The 16,772-nt window shown below is 60.1% G+C and carries 21 protein-coding genes; 13 read left to right on the top strand and 8 right to left on the bottom strand.

Annotated features, from left to right (window positions below; all coding sequences use genetic code 11):
• Window positions 1-202 precede the first annotated feature (202 nt).
• Window positions 203-2,755, top strand: coding sequence for a preprotein translocase subunit SecA (gene secA / locus HMPREF2996_RS06710; protein WP_070644121.1), 2,553 nt, complete (start codon window positions 203-205; stop codon window positions 2,753-2,755).
• A 166-nt stretch (window positions 2,756-2,921) separates the two neighbouring features.
• Window positions 2,922-3,248, top strand: a complete 327-nt coding sequence (locus HMPREF2996_RS06715; RefSeq protein WP_246822998.1) for a hypothetical protein — start codon at window positions 2,922-2,924, stop codon at window positions 3,246-3,248.
• 81 nt (window positions 3,249-3,329) lie between these two features.
• On the opposite strand, the gene HMPREF2996_RS12460 is transcribed toward HMPREF2996_RS06715, so the two are convergent.
• Complete coding sequence (locus HMPREF2996_RS12460; RefSeq protein ID WP_083276453.1) at window positions 3,330-3,734, bottom strand: hypothetical protein; 405 nt, start codon at window positions 3,732-3,734, stop codon at window positions 3,330-3,332.
• 220 nt (window positions 3,735-3,954) lie between these two features.
• Here HMPREF2996_RS12460 and HMPREF2996_RS06720 point away from each other — a divergent pair, with 220 nt between their 5' ends.
• The 4 genes from HMPREF2996_RS06720 (at window position 3,955) to HMPREF2996_RS06735 (ending at window position 5,941) form a co-directional block, all read left to right on the top strand.
• Window positions 3,955-4,365, top strand: coding sequence for an HAD-IA family hydrolase (locus tag HMPREF2996_RS06720; protein WP_010189184.1), 411 nt, complete (start codon window positions 3,955-3,957; stop codon window positions 4,363-4,365).
• Between the two features lie 12 nt (window positions 4,366-4,377).
• Window positions 4,378-4,884: a DUF6912 family protein gene (locus HMPREF2996_RS06725; RefSeq protein ID WP_201829629.1), complete on the top strand. Its 507-nt coding sequence runs from the start codon at window positions 4,378-4,380 to the stop codon at window positions 4,882-4,884.
• A gap of 85 nt (window positions 4,885-4,969) precedes the next feature.
• Window positions 4,970-5,281: a hypothetical protein gene (locus HMPREF2996_RS06730; RefSeq protein ID WP_070446152.1), complete on the top strand. Its 312-nt coding sequence runs from the start codon at window positions 4,970-4,972 to the stop codon at window positions 5,279-5,281.
• 54 nt (window positions 5,282-5,335) lie between these two features.
• Window positions 5,336-5,941: a hypothetical protein gene (locus HMPREF2996_RS06735; protein ID WP_070644119.1), complete on the top strand. Its 606-nt coding sequence runs from the start codon at window positions 5,336-5,338 to the stop codon at window positions 5,939-5,941.
• A 60-nt stretch (window positions 5,942-6,001) separates the two neighbouring features.
• Here the strand turns inward: HMPREF2996_RS06735 and rsgA are convergent, their stop codons facing one another.
• Entirely contained in the window at window positions 6,002-7,024 is a 1,023-nt protein-coding gene (gene rsgA, locus HMPREF2996_RS06740) for a ribosome small subunit-dependent GTPase A (RefSeq protein WP_070711159.1), read from the bottom strand.
• A complete protein-coding gene (aroA, locus tag HMPREF2996_RS06745; protein ID WP_070644114.1) occupies window positions 7,017-8,321 on the bottom strand; it encodes a 3-phosphoshikimate 1-carboxyvinyltransferase in 1,305 nt (434 codons plus the stop codon). The genes rsgA and aroA overlap by 8 nt, the downstream gene beginning before the upstream one ends.
• Between aroA and HMPREF2996_RS06750 the strand changes: the two genes are divergently transcribed.
• A complete protein-coding gene (locus HMPREF2996_RS06750; protein WP_070644111.1) occupies window positions 8,320-8,982 on the top strand; it encodes an SOS response-associated peptidase in 663 nt (220 codons plus the stop codon). The genes aroA and HMPREF2996_RS06750 overlap by 2 nt on opposite strands.
• Before the next feature lie 11 nt (window positions 8,983-8,993).
• Here HMPREF2996_RS06750 and ybaK read toward each other — a convergent pair whose 3' ends face one another.
• Window positions 8,994-9,497, bottom strand: a complete 504-nt coding sequence (gene ybaK, locus HMPREF2996_RS06755) for a Cys-tRNA(Pro) deacylase (RefSeq protein ID WP_070644108.1) — start codon at window positions 9,495-9,497, stop codon at window positions 8,994-8,996.
• Window positions 9,498-9,534: 37 nt separating this feature from the next.
• Between ybaK and HMPREF2996_RS06760 the strand changes: the two genes are divergently transcribed.
• Together HMPREF2996_RS06760 and rsrA are read left to right on the top strand one after the other, a co-directional pair.
• On the top strand, window positions 9,535-10,140 hold the full coding sequence (locus tag HMPREF2996_RS06760; protein ID WP_049156090.1) for a sigma-70 family RNA polymerase sigma factor: 606 nt from the start codon (window positions 9,535-9,537) through the stop codon (window positions 10,138-10,140).
• Window positions 10,140-10,412 carry a mycothiol system anti-sigma-R factor gene (gene rsrA, locus HMPREF2996_RS06765; protein WP_070446136.1) on the top strand — a complete coding sequence of 91 codons (273 nt, stop codon included), beginning with the start codon at window positions 10,140-10,142 and terminating at the stop codon, window positions 10,410-10,412. Before HMPREF2996_RS06760 ends, rsrA begins: the two co-directional genes overlap by 1 nt.
• Before the next feature lie 95 nt (window positions 10,413-10,507).
• On the opposite strand, the gene HMPREF2996_RS13105 is transcribed toward rsrA, so the two are convergent.
• Together HMPREF2996_RS13105 and HMPREF2996_RS06770 are read right to left on the bottom strand one after the other, a co-directional pair.
• The gene (locus HMPREF2996_RS13105) at window positions 10,508-10,582 is read right to left on the bottom strand and encodes a 50S ribosomal protein bL37 (protein ID WP_371325741.1); all 75 of its coding nucleotides are present in this window, start codon (window positions 10,580-10,582) and stop codon (window positions 10,508-10,510) included.
• 95 nt (window positions 10,583-10,677) lie between these two features.
• Window positions 10,678-10,935 (bottom strand): WhiB family transcriptional regulator, encoded by a 258-nt coding sequence (locus tag HMPREF2996_RS06770; RefSeq protein WP_042529827.1) that lies wholly within the window; start codon window positions 10,933-10,935, stop codon window positions 10,678-10,680.
• Window positions 10,936-11,509: 574 nt separating this feature from the next.
• Between HMPREF2996_RS06770 and HMPREF2996_RS06775 the strand changes: the two genes are divergently transcribed.
• Window positions 11,510-11,968 carry a hypothetical protein gene (locus tag HMPREF2996_RS06775; RefSeq protein ID WP_070644105.1) on the top strand — a complete coding sequence of 153 codons (459 nt, stop codon included), beginning with the start codon at window positions 11,510-11,512 and terminating at the stop codon, window positions 11,966-11,968.
• Window positions 11,969-11,996: 28 nt separating this feature from the next.
• Here HMPREF2996_RS06775 and HMPREF2996_RS06780 read toward each other — a convergent pair whose 3' ends face one another.
• Window positions 11,997-13,283, bottom strand: a complete 1,287-nt coding sequence (locus HMPREF2996_RS06780; RefSeq protein ID WP_070644103.1) for an Rv3212 family protein — start codon at window positions 13,281-13,283, stop codon at window positions 11,997-11,999.
• On the bottom strand, window positions 13,280-14,668 hold the full coding sequence (locus tag HMPREF2996_RS06785) for a DEAD/DEAH box helicase (protein WP_070644101.1): 1,389 nt from the start codon (window positions 14,666-14,668) through the stop codon (window positions 13,280-13,282). Before HMPREF2996_RS06785 ends, HMPREF2996_RS06780 begins: the two co-directional genes overlap by 4 nt.
• Before the next feature lie 102 nt (window positions 14,669-14,770).
• Here HMPREF2996_RS06785 and HMPREF2996_RS06790 point away from each other — a divergent pair, with 102 nt between their 5' ends.
• Genes HMPREF2996_RS06790 through HMPREF2996_RS06800 form a run of 3 tightly spaced genes read left to right on the top strand, consistent with a single transcriptional unit; the run spans window position 14,771 to window position 16,769 of the window.
• Window positions 14,771-14,992: a DUF3107 domain-containing protein gene (locus tag HMPREF2996_RS06790; RefSeq protein WP_012714903.1), complete on the top strand. Its 222-nt coding sequence runs from the start codon at window positions 14,771-14,773 to the stop codon at window positions 14,990-14,992.
• A gap of 32 nt (window positions 14,993-15,024) precedes the next feature.
• On the top strand, window positions 15,025-15,966 hold the full coding sequence (locus HMPREF2996_RS06795; RefSeq protein ID WP_070644098.1) for a DUF3152 domain-containing protein: 942 nt from the start codon (window positions 15,025-15,027) through the stop codon (window positions 15,964-15,966).
• A gap of 29 nt (window positions 15,967-15,995) precedes the next feature.
• Entirely contained in the window at window positions 15,996-16,769 is a 774-nt protein-coding gene (locus tag HMPREF2996_RS06800; protein WP_070644095.1) for a hypothetical protein, read from the top strand.
• The last annotated feature ends 3 nt before the right edge of the window (window positions 16,770-16,772 follow it).

The raw sequence follows: 16,772 nt of genomic DNA on the forward strand, positions 1-16,772 counted from the left end.
ACAGGGGGCCTTCTTATGTCCCTATTAGGCATTGTTAATCTTCGATCATCTTTTTTCGTGACGGCCGAGGGGAGCGTCCTGCAAACGTCGGGGTGGGGACAGAATTGCGCTTTGGGTTGGGTGGCGAATCGTGAGAGAAAAGCTAGTGAGTACAATGGCGACGAGTTAACTTATTTGTCGCGACAAGAAGGACTATCTAGACGTGTTTGGACTTTCCAAGCTGCTCCGTGCCGGTGAGGGGCGCACCGTCAAGCGCCTGGCCAAAATTGCAGATGATGTTATTGCCTTAGAAGATAAATTCGCGGCGCTGTCGGACGACGAGCTCAAGGCTAAGACTGACGAGTTTAAGAAGCGTCTGGCGGATGGCGAAAAGATGAATGACATCCTTCTCGAAGCCTTCGCCACCGTGCGTGAGGCTGCCTGGCGCGTGCTTGACCAGAAGCACTACAAGGTGCAGGTTATGGGCGGTGCCGCCCTGCACTTCGGCAACGTCGCTGAGATGCGCACCGGTGAGGGCAAGACCCTGACCTCGCTGCTGCCGGCCTACCTCAATGCGCTGGAGGGCAAGGGCGTACACATCGTGACGGTCAACGATTACTTGGCCAAGCGTGACGCCGAGATGATGGGCCGTGTCCACCGCTGGCTGGGCCTCACCGTTGGCGTCATCCTCTCCGAAATGCGCCCTGCGGAGCGTAAGGAAGCTTATGCTTGCGACATCACGTACGGCACCAACAATGAGCTGGGCTTTGACTACCTGCGCGACAACATGGTCCGCTCGCTCAATGACACGGTCCAGCGTGGCCACAATTACTGCATTGTGGATGAGGTTGACTCCATCCTGATCGACGAGGCCCGTACCCCGCTCATTATTTCCGGACCGGTCGACGGCTCCTCCCAGTTCTACGGCGTTTTCTCCAAGCTAGCGCCGAAGATGCGCGAGGGCATCCACTACGAGGTGGACCACAAGAAGCGCACCATTGGTGTGCTGGAGGAGGGCGTCGAATTCGTCGAGGATCAGCTGGGCATTGAAAACCTCTACGCCCCAGAGCACTCCCAGTTGGTGTCCTACCTCAACAATGCCTTGAAGGCGAAGGAGCTCTTCACCCGCGATAAGGACTACATTGTCCGCAATGGCGAAGTGCTGATCGTGGATAGCTTCACCGGCCGTGTTCTGGCTGGCCGCCGCTACAACGAAGGTATGCACCAGGCTATTGAGGCAAAGGAAGAGGTGGAGATCAAGAACGAGAACCAGACTCTCGCCACCGTTACGCTCCAGAACTATTTCCGCCTCTACGACAAGATTTCCGGCATGACCGGTACCGCAGAAACCGAGGCTGCTGAGTTGCACTCCATCTATGGGCTAGATGTGGTGCCGATTCCGACGAATAAGCCGAACCAGCGTACCGATCACTCCGACCGCATCTACAAGACCCAGGAAGCCAAGTTCGCTGCGGTGGTGGATGACATCGAGGAACACGTTGCCGACCGCCAGCCGGTGTTGGTGGGTACCACCTCCGTGGAGCGCTCCGAGTACCTCTCGCAACTGTTGAGCAAGCGCGGAATCAAGCACTCGGTACTCAATGCGAAGCACCATGAGGAAGAGGGACAGATCGTCGCCCGTGCCGGCCGCCCGGGCGCCGTAACCGTCGCCACCAACATGGCCGGCCGCGGTACCGATATCGTGCTCGGCGGTAACCCCGAGGTCATCCTGGATGAGAAGCTGCGCGAGCGCGGCCTCGATCCCTTTGAGGATGAAGAGAAGTACCAGGAGGCCTGGGACGCCGAAATCGATCAGGAGAGGGAACGCTCCAAGCGCCTGGGCGACGAGGTCCGCGAGGCCGGCGGCCTGTACGTATTGGGCACCGAGCGCCACGAGTCGCGCCGTATTGACAACCAGCTGCGCGGCCGTTCCGGCCGTCAGGGTGACCCGGGTGAGACCCGTTTCTACCTGTCCATGCGTGATGAGCTCATGGTGCGCTTCGTGGGCCAGTCCATGGAGAATATGATGAACCGCCTCAACGTGCCAGATGATGTGCCGATCGAGGCCAAGATGGTCTCTAACTCCATCAAGGGTGCACAGGCACAGGTGGAAAACCAGAACTTTGAGATGCGTAAGAACGTGCTCAAGTACGATGAGGTACTCAATGAGCAGCGCAAGGTGGTATACGCCACCCGCCACGACATCCTCGAGGCCAGTGACATCAAGGACAACATCCGCGAGATGATCAACGACACCGTGTCTGCCTACGTGGCGGGTGCGACGGCTACCGGCTACGTGGAGGACTGGAACCTAGACGAGCTGTGGAATGCGCTGGAATCCCTCTACGGGCCGACCATGACGCACGAGGAGCTTGTCGCCGGTACCGAGTACGGCTCCGCCGGCGAGATTTCTGCGGAGCAGCTGCGCGATGCACTGTTGGCTGATGCGAATTCCGAGTATGACCAACTCGAAGAAGCTGTGAGCGCTATCGGTGGTGAGAGCCAGATGCGCAATACCGAGCGCATGATCATCCTGCCGGTTATTGACCAGAAGTGGCGCGAGCACCTCTATGAGATGGATTACCTCAAGGAAGGCATCGGTCTGCGTGCCATGGCGCAGCGAGATCCTCTGGTGGAGTACCAGAAGGAAGGCGGCGACATGTTCAATGCCATGAACGACGCGGTCAAGGAAGAAACCGTGCGCCAGCTGTTTATGCTGCGCAAGCAGTTCAAGGCGCAGGAAGAGGCAAACGCAGTGGATGAAGCGGAAGCCTAGGGCAACCTTGATGCGCCAGCGCTAGTCAACGCAGGACGCCGTGGGAATCATTCCCCACGGCGTCTTTTTATTGGAAGTAGTTAGGTATATACTGTCAGAACATTAATTATTGTTCTTCGGAGGTTGAGTCAGTATGCGCCGCTTGTCTCTGCGAGTAGGTCTATCCGTGTTCGCATCTGCCACCCTGCTGGGTGGCGGCGCAGCTGCTTCGGCTGTGGAACTAGCCCCAGAAGAGCAGTGCCAGCTGGCCTCCGTATTGGGCTCTCAAAGCGATGACTCCCTGAAGGGCGCTGCACTCAGCTCGCAGGATGTTGTCTCCACTCAGTGTGGCGCGGTGTCTGAACCGGAAAGTCTTGATGAAGCTACTGCGAAGCTTCCCGTGGTGGGGGCCACCATGTTTGGCGGCATCAGCCTAGCTTTGGTGAGCGCTTCTGCAGCCTTCGCCGGAATCGATTGGACACCCATCCTGATCAAGCTGGGATCGATGTTTTAAGACCAGCGCTAAGTCATAGGCGTGATTTCTAGGGCTCCTCAAGGCCGCAAACTCATCTTTTCAGAACCTCTGTCTCTTGTGTCAGTGGGTTTGCAGGCCGCCCGAAAGTAAGCGGAAAGACCGCAGGTGTCGGCCGGTTGCAGCGCCGGTAAAAGCGCGCCGTGTTGAGCCTAAGAGCACCGAACCGAAGAACTCACCATTTGAGCGCGCGTGCAAGCTGCGCAGCGTCATTCCTCCGTGCGATTCTGCAGCTGCCTGGGCTTTCCTCCAGGCGCGCACATGCTTAGTGATTTCTGGGGCGAAGCGTGGGTTATTGAGATGACTCAAAGGCCGCAAGGCGGCGGCGACTTCGAGAACTATGACAACGAGACCACGGATCTCTTCCCGCGTGGCCAGGTCGCGAGCTGTGGGCTCGCGCTCATAGCGGATACGTTGCGGGGCAACATACAGTTGTAGGTGGCTCATGCCGGGGATGGGGGTGTACATGTGAATAGCGTCCTCTTCCGCAGTGCGCGGTACGGAGGAAAGCGCTGAAGCAAGGATCGGGGGATGGCACAGAGAAGGAAGCTGGATGTACGTTCATTGTGCCATGGCAGCCCCGTCTGCGGCTAGAGCTTTGCAGCGCATTGGCCGGTGAGAGCAGGCGGGCGGTATGTTCGCTATACTTTCGGACGATAAACACAGTTCAATGCGAAGGGTAGATAATATGCGTGGACTCATCGTCGATTTTGTAGGCGTGCTTGACGGCACCGAAGAGGACGTCAAGCGCTGGCGGGAACTATTCGCCGCCGCGAAATCCAACGGAGTTGCCACCGCTATCCTTTCCAACGATCCGGGCGGCCCAGGTGCGGAGCACATTCGAGAGTGGGAATACCGCGGCATCGTGGATGCCGTGGTGCTTTCTGGCGAGGTTGGCGCTGAGAAGCCGGACCGTGCTGCCTTCCAAGCCGCGGCAGATGCTATTGACCTGCCGATTAATGATTGCGTCATGGTGGATGATTCCATCGTTAACGTGCGCGCTGCTGTGGAGAACGGCATGGTGGGCATGCTCTACACGGTCTTCGACCGCACGAGCGTTGAGGTTCAGGCAGTCTTCGACATTGAAGGTGAGTTCTAAGTGTCGAAGGATGTGCGCGTCTTCCTGCCGGCTACCTTCGGCATGCTGGCTGAGCTTGAGGAGACCGGCCAGCTCGCCGCACGCAGTGGTTGGGGTTTTGCGCTAACACCCGCGTTGCGTGAGTTCTATACCGAAGGCGACGAGGAAGAAATTGAGTACTCTGCCTTCCTTGAAGCTTCCATGGCTTCATTGCGCCTGCTGGCTATCGGGGACGAAGAAAAGTTTCCCCACCGACGCGTGGTCATCTCCGTCGACGTGGATGAGTCCGTGGTGACTCCGAAGCCAGACATGGGTGAGCCCGTCGTGGCCCTCAACCCTGCCACGATCACGAAGGCTAACCTGCAGGCTATCCACGTGGATATCGAGGAATCCGAAGCCGCTACGGCCAAGGCTATAGACGCTATCGACAACGCTGACCTCGGAGATGAGGACGCTGAGCTCGCAGTGGGTGATGCTTTGGACAATTTCATGGCATTTTATGACCCCACCGAACTACCCATCCTCGTGGAGCTTCTCTAAGGATCTACTGGGAAATAATCACCGGTGCCTCACGCGTGGTGCTAGTCTAAGCCTCTAACGCCATCGCTTTAGAAGGAGCACCACCATGAAGAGATCCCGTCTTGCTAGCCTTGTCACCGCCGCTGCCCTGAGCACCGCTGCGCTTGTCGCCGCACCAGTTGCCGGCGCAGAGGAGCCTGCAGCACCGATCGCGCAGGTGCACGCGGATCGCAGCAAGCCGGAACCTGGGAACCCAGACCCTGATATGGCCGTGAAGCCCACGACCCCGTGGCTGCGCATCCTGGAAGGTTCATCCCAGGGTCCAGCGGCCGTCATTATCTCCGTCCTCTTCGGCATCATCAGCATTGGCTTCGCCGCCTACAAGGAGTTTGGTGATTACCTGCCCAAGTTGGGCTAATTATTGATAATCTGCGGGGGTAAAACTTTAGCTCGATCGAAAGGTTTCCTCAGTATGTCTTCCTCTCGCCTTCGCCGCGTAGTTGCTGCTTCCAGCTTGTCGGTTGCGGTTCTTGCCGGTGGTGTCGCAGCCCCCACGGCGGGCGCGGTAAGCACCACCATCAAGGATGAGAAGTGCACCATCACCTTGAGCGAGGAGGAAGCCAGCGACCTGAAGAATGCGGAGTCGAAGGCCAATGATGTCGACAGCAGCTTGCTAAAGAATGGCCTTAAGATTTCGCCCAAGGACGCGGAGAAGCGTGCTCGCGCCGTAGAGGACCAGTCGGAAGAGCTCTTCCGTGCACTGGCAGGTTACGAGGCGGAGGTCGAGTTCGGTGATGAGAACGCCGTCAAGCGCGCCAAGAACAACATTGCAGTGGTAGACACCTTCCGTGTCATCGCACCGGAGTACATCAAGGCGCTCAACGCCTGTGCGAAGAAGGAAGAGTTCAATAAGAGGGAGGCGAGCGGTGCCAACACTTCCTCCAATATCGATACCGGCGGAGCCGTTATCCTCGGTGTTACCGGCGGCTTAGCCGTGATCCTGATGGTCCTCCGCGCGGCTGGCCCCTTCCTTAAGACCGTCCTGCCGCCGCAGCTGGCAGCAATGCTTCCGCTTTAAAACTAGGCCCCGTTAGGGCGCCTAAGGCCTTTCCTGCGCTAGGAGTAAGGCCCTTAGGCCTTAGGCCCAATCGACGTTGGTGCGCAGGGAAGCCAGCAGGTTGCGAACCGCATCACGGCGGCGTGCAGAAGCTGTCCCTTCCTCTATGCTGAGGTCCAACCCGCATTCGGGGTCCGCGGGTGGCCCGGCATGCGTGCAGCCACGCGGGCAATCCTCAATCGCTTCGGCAAGATCATCGAAGACCTCAATGACGTTTTCCGCATCAATGTGGGCTAGGCCGAAGGAGCGGATGCCTGGGGTATCAATGATCCACCCGCCATGCGGGGTGCTTCCTTCCGCCGGCAGTCGCAGCGCCACCGACTGCGTCGATGTATGGCGGCCTTTGCCCACGGCGGAGACTTCGCCGGTTTCGCGGTTGGCATCCGGGACGAGCCGGTTGACCAAGGTTGATTTACCCACACCGGAGTGGCCGATGAGGGCCGTGACATGTCCATCAATTGCGGCACAGACCTGCTCCAGTCCATCGTCCACGCCAGCTTCCACCACGGTGACATCCAAGTCCGCAAACTCTTGGGCGAACGGAGTGGGGTCGGTGAGGTCGGTCTTCGTCAGGCACAGGACCGGCTGGATATTGCCGGCGAAGGCCGCGATGAGAGCACGCTCCACGAATCCGGAGCGCGGCGGTGGATCCGCCACAGCACTCACGATCAGCAGGCGGTCTGCATTCGCCACCACGATGCGCTCATAAGGGTCTGTGTCATCCGCGGTGCGCCGAAGGACGGAAGTGCGCTCCTCTAGCTTCACGATGCGCGCGAGGGTGTCCTTCTTACCAGAAGTATCGCCCACGACGCCGACCCGATCACCGACCTCGACGGGCGTGCGGCCCATCTCGCGGGCGCGCATAGCGGTGACGACTGGGCCATCATTATCAAGGGCAACTCCCCAGCGCCCGCGGTCCTTGGTGATGACCATGCCGAACTTGGCATCCTTGTGCTTCGGACGGTCCTTCGTGCGGGGGCGCGACCCTTTGCCCGGCCGGATACGGACATCAGATTCGTCGTAGCTGCTCGCGCGCCTAGCCATGGATCATGGCCTCCCACATCTTGGCGAAGCCGGGCAGAGTCTTGGAGGTGGTGTCGATGTCTTCGACCTCGACACCGTCGACTGCCAGGCCAATGATGGCGCCAGCGGTGGCCATGCGGTGGTCGGCGTAGGAGTGCCACTGGCCGCCGTGGAGTGGGGCAGGGGTGATGCGGAGGCCGTCGTCAAGCTCAGTGACGTTGCCGCCCAAGCCGTTAATCTCTGTAGCGAGGGCCGCCAGACGGTCCGTCTCATGGCCGCGCAGGTGCGCGATGCCGGTCAGGGTTGACGGCGTTGAGGCCAGCGCGCACAGCGCGGCTACGGTCGGGGTGAGCTCGCCGATATCTCCCATATCGAGATCGATGCCGCGCAGGCCTGCTAGACCCTCCTGCGGGCCAGTGACCTGCAGGTAGGGATCTCGGTGAGGTGCCTGCGGGACGTACTCAACCTGTGCCCCCATGTGCTCCAGGATGCCGCGGAAAGCATCACCTGGTTGGGTCGTTTCCTCCGGCCAATTCAGAATGTTCACGCTGCCGCCGGCGACGGCCGCGGCAGCCAAAAACGGTGTGGCGTTGGACAGGTCCGGTTCGATGTACCACTCGCGGCCGTCAATCTTTCCAGGACGCACGACCCAATTATCCTCGCCCGCGACCACATGCACGCCGGCATCACGCAACATGCCGATGGTCATCAGGATGTGGGGCTGGGAAGGGACCGTGCCGCCTTCGTGGCGCACGCTGATGCCGTTGCGGTAGCGCGCCCCGGCCAGGAGCAAGCCGGAGACGAACTGGGAAGAAGCGGAGGCATCAATGGTGACTTCGGCGCCCTCCGGAATGCCATGGGGCGTGATGCTAAGTGGCAGGCTATCGCCTTCGATGTCGACGCCCAACTCACGCAAGGCCATGGTCATCGTGGACATGGGGCGCTTGCGGGCATAAGGGTCACCGTCGATGACAACGGGCCCATCGGCCAGCGCTGCCACCGGAGGCAAGAAGCGCATGATCGTGCCAGCCAGGCCACAATCGACGGTCGCGCCGTGGAGCTGGCCCGGCGTCACGCGCAGGTGCGGTCCCCACTCGGAGATACCTACGCCCATGGCCTTCAAAGCTTCTTTCATCAGGTCAGTATCGCGGGAGACCAGCGGGTTGTAGATGATAGAAGGTGAGTCGGCCAACGCAGCGAGGATGAGGGCGCGGTTGGTCATCGACTTTGACCCGGGAACTTCCTGAGTCCAGGACAACGGGCCGGCGGGTTGGGGAGCACACCAGAAAGCAGACATGTAGTCCATAATAAAGGGCATGTGCGGAAGATTTGTTCTGTTCACCGAGTCCCTACTGGAGGAAGTCGGAGCGTGGGAATCCATTACGGAAGTTCATGCGCCGGAAGGCCTGCCGCCGGCACGCTATAACATTGCTCCGACCCAGCCCATCGCCATCGTGCGGGTTGCGGAGGAGACCGTTCGCGTGGAGCCAGCGCGCTGGGGGCTTATCCCGCACTGGAAGAAGGACCTCGACGGCCCACCGCTGTTTAATGCCCGCGCGGAGACTGTGGCGCAGAAACCTTCCTTCCGGGATGCCTTCAAAGCACAGCGCTGCGTTATCCCGCTGGATGGTTACTACGAGTGGAAAGCCGGTGGGGATAAGAAGGCCAAGAAGCAGCCCTTTTATGTGACCGGGCCCGATGGCCTGCTGTGGGCGGCTGGTTTGTGGGCCACGGGGTTGGAGAGGCTCTCGGCCACGATGGTGACCACGGATGCCACGGAAGAGATGGCGTGGCTGCACCACCGCTTGCCCAAGTTTCTAACTGCAGATGAAATCGCGCCCTGGCTGGCGGGGGAGGCGCTGCTGGAGCCGAGCTCTGTGCGCGGCTTTCAGGCACGCCCGGCCGACCCCGCGGTGGGCAACGTGCGCAACGACTACGCAGAGCTTATCGACGAACCACCGGCCACTGCCTTGTTCTAGTGCACGAGAGGCTAGTCGGCGAGCACGTCGGCGAAGGAGAGCTCCAGCACGCGGGGGAGATCTTTCGGATTCATCTCAATGTCGAGGCCACGCTTGCCGCCGGAGAAGAAGATGGTATCGAAGAGCAGCGCGGTCGCGTCAACGACAGTGGGCAGGACGTGTTTGTGCCCTAACGGGGAGATGCCGCCGGGGATGTAGCCGGAGGACTTGGAGGCGTCGGCAGGCGCGGCCATTGTGGCCTTGGACGCACCGAAAGCTGCGGCGGCCTTCTTGAGACTGAGCTGGTGTGTGACCGGAAGGACGCAGACGGCGAGTTGGCGTTTGGGGCCTTTGCCGGCGCTCAGATCAATGACGAGGGTTTTGAAGATACGCTCAGGAGTAACGTCGAGGGCCGCAGCGGCTGCCTCGCCGAAGTTTTCGCGACCGCCATCAAAGGCGGAGACGTGGTGGTCAATACCTGCCTCTTCGAGGAGTTTGAGAGCGGGGGTAGCGGCACGCGGGGTCTTCTTGGACATATAAACCACCCTAGTCCTGAGCGCTAGGATGGTCGGTATGGCCACAGAAACGACGAGCGAGACGCTTCAGAAACAGCGGTTGTTTGAGGAGCAAGCCTTGCCCTTGCTGGACCAGCTTTACGGCGGAGCGATGCGTCTGACGCGCAACCCGCAAGACGCGGAGGATTTGATCCAAGAGACCTACCTCAAGGCCTTTAGCAACTTCGATTCCTTCAAACAGGGGACGAACTTGAAGGCGTGGCTGTACCGCATCATGACGAATACCTACATCAACTCCTACCGGAAGGCCAAGCGCCGCCCAGTGGAATCCTCAGCGGATGAGCTTAGTGACTTTCAGCTGTATACCACGTCCGGACATGACTCCACGGGTTTGGAATCAGCGGAGGTCGAAGCGCTCAAGCAGATGCCGGATTCGGAGATTTCCGAGGCCATGAATGACCTGCCGGAGGATTACCGCATGGTGGTGTACTACTCGGATGTGGTGGGTTTGGCCTATAAGGAAATCGCAGAAGTGATGGGCACTCCGTTGGGGACGGTCATGAGCCGCCTCCACCGCGGAAGAAAATTGCTTCGTGCGGCGTTGAAGGACGTAGCACGAGAAAAAGGCATTGGTCGCAACCACCCAGAGATGGAGGAGAAGTAATGGAACGCGCAACAGGACGCAATTGCGGTGCGTGTAACTCTCCGGAGGTTGAAGCGCTCTTTCGGGAGCTATTCGATGAATCAACGAGCTATGCGCGAGCACTGGAAATCCGCGAGCACCTCGCGCAGTGCGATACCTGTCAGCAGCGCGTCGAGAGCGAAGAAGTAGTCCGCGCACTCGTGCGCAAATGCTGTGGGGGACAGGTCGCACCTCAGTCACTGCGCCAGCGCATTAGCGTGCAGATTACGCGGACTGAGATTACCTGGGGATAGGGCCTCGAGCGCCTAAAACCGGCTCAGGATATGCAAAAGGGCTCGTTCCCTCCCTCGATTCGTGAGGGGAAGAAACGAGCCCTAAATTACTGACGTTATGCGCCAGGACGCTTGCCGTGGTTAGCGGGCTTCTTACGGCGATCCTTGCGCTTGCGGCCACGCTTGCTCATCGTATGCTCCTTCTGTTAAAGGGAAATGAACTCATTCAACTGTAGCGGCAGGGTATGCCGAGGTGTTAATCGGGGGTGCGCCTACTGTGGGTTTCTTAAGCGGAAACGCGGGCGCGAGCGCGGCTGCGGTTACGGCGCTTGATAGCGCGGCGCTCCTCCTCAGAGAGGCCGCCCCACACGCCGGCATCCTGGCCGGACTCGAGGGCCCACTTGAGGCAAGAGGAAGCGACCGGGCAGCGGTTGCAGACCAGCTTGGCCTTAGCGATCTGGGTGAGTGCAGGGCCGGAATTACCGACAGGGAAGAAGAGCTCCGGGTCTTCGTCGCGGCAAACAGCTTCGTGGCGCCAATCCATGATTGAAATCTCCTAACAAATTTTTGACAGCAGTAGATGAAAGCAGGCGCACCAAGGGCAGTTCACGGCAGTGAACTGTTCCGAGTGCTACGGGGTTTAAGTGAACTGGTCTGCGGTCAGTGGGGCCCTGTCTTGAGTTGGGGCCAGCGTCGCCGCCGCCATGGTTCACTTTTGGTTAACTTGGAGTTTTCTCCGAGTTAAGAACTGATTTAACAGCTCGTTGTTTTTGCTACCTGAGAATAATGACACGTTTACTCATTCCCCGCTAGGGGTAGAGGCCGAAAAGTGTCCAAAGTCACTAAATAAATTCCGTCAATTCATATGATTGTTATGGGTTGGCCCCTGTAAGAACCCTGTCAGAAATGCTTCCACCTGCGGTGATGAGGGTAAGGTGGTGAGTGTGGTGACCTGGATCGCGTCAAATCCGGGTTCATCCCTCTGCCCCCGAAATTACGGATGGAGGAAGCCGAGGAACACCGCGGCGGAGGAGGATTAGGCTGAAGCATGTGGGTGCGCGCGGGGTAATGGCGTGGAGTCGTCCTAAGTACAGGGCTGAGAAGTAAACTAAATCTCCGTGAATAAGAAGCAGAAACAGTCCTCGACCACGCCTGCCCAAACTGAGGGAGGCCGTCCCCCGGGAACGGTGGTAGCGGCTGCCGGCATCGCCGTGCTCCAGTCCATCGCGGTAATTATCTTCGGAATCTTCCTCATCGTCCGTGAGCTAACCGGTGCTGAGAACGACTCCATGGTGTCCGATTCTGGGGCGACGGGCTTCGTCGGCCTAGGGACGGCCATCTTCATTTTTATCGTCTTCGGCTTTGTCATCGTCGCCTCGTGGGCCTTTGTTAAGGGCAAGCGCTGGGGCCGCGGAGCTATCGTGCTCGTGGAGTTTATTTTGGGTGCCATCGCCTTCCAGATGTTCAGCGGAGGCTCAGCAGCGCTCGGCGCCGTGACGCTGGCCAGCGCAGCGTTGGTGCTCTACCTGCTCATGGTGCGCCCTGAGGCAGCGCAATGGGCTGAAAGCCACTTCTAGGCAAGCTGTTTCTTAAACAACTAAGAAGTTAAGAGGCAGTGAGCGCCACGGCGGTGTTTCCACGCTGCTCGATGATGACAGTGCCCGCAAGAGTCAGCGAAATTGGACCGTTATAGCCGTCACGGTCGACGGGAATGCTGTGCTCGGTCTTTCCGGTAGCCCAGTCCACCACGTCGATCCCTTCCTCCGTGGGCACCAGTAACCGCTCGCCGACGGCGATGCCGGTGCCAACTGCCTGCTCCAGAACATGGTCCACTTTGAGCTCGGTTGGGGTAAAGAGATAAAGACGTTCGCCGTCGAACCACGTCATGTGGTGGGGCAGATCAGCGACCGCAGGGGCGAAGGGGGAAGCGGAATTCGTGATGGCCTTCGATGGCTCCACGTCCGTGGAGGAGAGCGTTTCGCCCTCAAAGTTATAGGAGACGATACGTGGCGCATCGCCCGGCAGAAAGACCGCAGCGGCCTCCTGACCATAGGCAATGAGACGCGCGCCTGGGTTATCAATCTCGATATCCTTGGAGATTTCAGGCGAACGCGCATCCTCTGGTGTGGCGTTTTGGATGCGCAGCCACGTGGAGTCTGGAGAATCCGGACAGGATTCGGTGACGGCCATCGTTTCGGTGCGGGTCAGTGCTGAGGAGATGGCGCAGTCTTCGTGGGGCTGGAGGTTCGGTTCTTGCTTGGCTTCGACATCGCCATATTCAACAGTGCGCACCAGGTCAGAGCGCCATAGTTCTACGCGCTCGGCGGAAACGGTCCCCACGCGGTCATTCGACATAATGGGGACCACCTGCTCGGAATTACGGGCGCTGCGGGTATCTGAGTACTGGCCGGACACCGCATCGATGGCTACCACATCGCCGCAGCCATTTCCCGCGTCATAGGTGGCAACGACTTTGTTCCACGCCGTGCCGAGCGAACAGAGGTCGGCATCGCGGCGCTGGTAAGTCCAGACCGTATCGCCGGAGGTATCCGAAGCGCGGAGGGTATCGCCGTCATGGGTTATCAGCATCTCCTTCGTGGATATCGCGCGGGACTGTCCCGGCACCACAGTGTTGGGGAGGCTGAAGGTTTCAGTGAGGGAGTTGGGGACGGTATCGAGAGTCTGAGTCTTGGCATCAGACGCGGCATCGACAGCGGGAGTGAGCTCCGACTTGTGGATCGGTGCCGTAATCACCGCGCCGCCAATAGCAATGGCACAGACCGCGCTGATCGCGCCCACTGCAAGCCAGTCTGCCTTGGTGGAACGCAAGATGGGAGCCTTCTTCGCAGAGCTTGGCTTCTTCGCGGACTCCGGGCCCTGCTCGGTGCTCATCGGCGTCCTCCTTGGCGGGGCTTGCGCGTGCGGGAACGGGTGCGGCGGGAGGCACGGGCAGATGCTGTGGAGGAACGTGGTGAGCCTCCACGCGGCGACTCCCCACGTGAGTGAGAGCGCCGCGGTGCACCCAGCACTTTCGTGGGTGGGCCGACGGTGTCAGCAACCGTCTTTGGGATATCGAGGGCTTCCGCAAGCTCCGGGGAGGTGCTGAACCACTGCGGTGGCTCTGGCTGGCCCAAATCGAGCTCATCGTTGATGACTTGCCATTTGCCCAGCTCGTCGTAGCCGACGAGAGTGATGGCCGTGCCCGTGTGCCCCGCGCGACCAGTGCGTCCGATGCGGTGGACAAATGTCATCGGGTCATCGGGCACCTGGTAGTTGATGACGTGGGTGACATCGTCAATGTCGATGCCGCGAGCGGCGACGTCTGTGGCCACGAGAATCTCCACGGTGCCTTTCCGGAAGGCATCGAGCGAGCGTTCGCGTGCTTTTTGATCCAAATCGCCGTGGACCGCGCCCACGCGAAAGCCGCGCTGTGCCAGCTCGTCCGCGACGGCGGCGGCCGAGCGTTTCGTACGCGTGAAGATGATGGTGCGTCCGCGGCCTTCTGCCTGCAGGACCTTTCCCAAGACCGCGATCTTATCCATACGGTGTGCCTGGAAGGTGACCTTGCGCGTGGAGGCATGCGTCTGCCGGGCGTCACCAGACTCGGCGCGGATATGGACCGGCTTTTCCAGGAAGGTACGTGCCAAGGTCACGATGGGCCCAGGCATGGTGGCGGAAAAGAGCATGGTCTGGTGTGGGTTGCCGTGCAGGAGCGAGAGGATCTTCTCGATATCCGGCAAGAAGCCCAAGTCCAGCATCTCGTCGGCTTCATCCAGAACTAAAACGCTGACGTGGTCGAAAGAGAGATGCTTCTTCTGGCAGAGATCGAGCAGACGGCCTGGGGTGCCGACGACGACGTCCGCACCAGACTCAATCTCCTTGATCTGTTCTTCATAGGGGCGCCCGCCACACAGAGTGACCACTCTGAGCGGAAGGTTTGCGGCGGCGAGCTCCAGGTCCCCGCTGACCTGGATGGCCAGCTCGCGCGTCGGTGCAATGACCAGTGCGCGGGGAGTGCCGTCGAGTTCCGGGATGTCGGCGTCATCGAACACGCGATCCAGCAGCGGGACACCGAAGCCATAGGTCTTACCCATGCCGGTGCGCGCTTGGCCGATGAGGTCCTGGCCATTCAAAGCGATGGGCAGGGTGAGCTCCTGGATGGCAAAGGTGTGCGTAATCCCGTTGTCAGCGAGGGCATCGCAGATCTCTACAGCGACGCCGAGTTCGGCAAAGGTAGGGGATTCGTGGGATTCGCGGGATGATTTCGGGGCAAGCACACCTTGATAGTAGAGGACGTGGCTATAGTGGGGCCATTAGAGCGCCGGGGCGCAGTTCTCACGGCACCGATTAAAGAACACGATTTAAGGGAGACACACCACATGGATATCAAGTTTGGTTTTGCCGATACCGCCCGTGAGCTGGTTATTCACGCGGAAGGTGAGCGCGAAGAACTGACCCAGACCATCAACAACGCCTTGGCAGACAACTCCACCCTCGAATTGAAGGACACCAAGGGCCGCTCCTACATCGTGCGCACTGAGCGAGTTGTTTACGTAGAAATCGGCACTGCGCGCGCACATACCGTCGGATTTGCGGGCTAAGTACGCGCGCGCTGGCTCAGCGGGTAGCCTAAATGGCCATGGAGAATCCCGCGGATTTTAAGCAGCACCCGCAGCGCCTTTCGGCGGTGGAGCGCTTCGCGCGCGAGTACGGCTGGTGGCGCGTGGTGGCGATCCCCGTCATGGTCGTCATCACTGTGTGGGTGCTGGTTGATGTTTTCCGCTCCCCGTCCCAGGAAGCGGAGGTGACGGCGGCAGGGGAGACGTCGGCAAGCAGCACTGCCGCATCCGCCTCCTCGCGTAAGGGGCCGGATCCCGCCAATGCCAGCGCGGTGGCCGCCGCCAAGGATGGTTTGCCCGCCGGCGGTGACTTCACCGAGCAAGGTGAGGAAACCTACCGCGATGCAGGGCCGTCTACCATGCACGCGGGCCAGGGCGGCAAGCAAACCATCCGCTTTTCCGTTGAGATTGAAAACGGCATCGACACCTCCGCATATGGTGGGGACGGTGCTGTCGTTGCGCTTGTTGACGCCACTCTGGCCGACCCTCGCGGGTGGACGGCCAACGGTGACTTTGAATTCATCCACGTCAAAGCCGATGACAACCCTGATACGCACATCCGTCTGACGTCATTGGGAACCACGGCGAAGTTGTGCGGCGCGCAGTTGGAATCAGAAACCTCCTGTCACACGACCATTACGGGGGAATCCGCGGTCAACCTCAACGAGTCTCGGTGGGTGCGTGGCGCGACGCCCTTTGAAGGAGACTTGGGCAACTACCGCCAGTACCTGATCAACCATGAGTTTGGCCACGCTATCGGTTTTGCGGCCCATCAACCCTGCGGCGGGGACGGTAAACTCGCGCCGGTCATGATGCAGCAAACGCTGAGCTTGAACAACGCCAAGCTTTTTGAGAAGGAACCCAACGAGGTTTATCCGGACGAGAATGTCACGTGCGAGCCGAACCCGTGGCCCTACCCGAACCCGGCTAATTCTGATCACGCTAAGCCCGAGTAGGTCGCCCCAAACCTAAGGATTGTTTTCCCATGCCATTGCCACCTGAGCCCGTTCTTGCCGCTTTCAACGCCGAGTTTCACCCGCGCCGAACACAGGGTGAGCTTGTGGGCCCTGCGTGGGATAACGGGATCCGCGTGGGCGATATTGTCTTCGCCGAGGCTCGGCCGTGGACTGGCTGGTCCGCCAAGGTCCGCGAGAAGCTCAGCCTGCCGGGAGCACGTATTGCCCGGCCGGTGCTGACGGCGGATGGGCGCTACACTGCTGCCGGGTGGAAAGCCACGCAGTTCGTGGAGGGGCAGTTGCGGGGGCGCATCGATGAGACTGCGCAGATGGCACTGCGCCTTGATGAAGCGCTCGAGTTGGCGCCGTTGCCGACGGTGGACCGGCGCGATGATGTGTTCGCACGGGCAGAACGGGCAGCGTGGGAGGAGAGCGGCGAGGCCTATTCCGATGCTGAGCTTGCGCAGCTCCCACTTGTCACCGCCCACATGGACGTGCTGGGTACCACGGTTTTCTCTGGGGCGAACCCGCCAGCGCTGACCGATATCGTACCTTCCGCGGCACCGCGCCCGGTTGGCTGGTCCGCCGCGCTGGTCATGGTGGATGGCCTCATCGCAGGCGCAGTGGATGATGATATTTCTGCCCGCTTTGCGTCGGTTCCCGGCATACAGCAGCTGCTCTTGCGCGCAGTGGCGTATCGCCGTTACGTCAATACCCTGCACCCGCGCTCCAAAGCAACCGTGCGTTCGAATATTGAAAGGGTCGAAGAGGCCCTCGTGTCCGCAGCATCTGACACACTATAGGGC

Source organism: Corynebacterium sp. HMSC066C02 (genome assembly GCF_001814945.1).
Lineage (GTDB): Bacteria > Actinomycetota > Actinomycetes > Mycobacteriales > Mycobacteriaceae > Corynebacterium > Corynebacterium aurimucosum.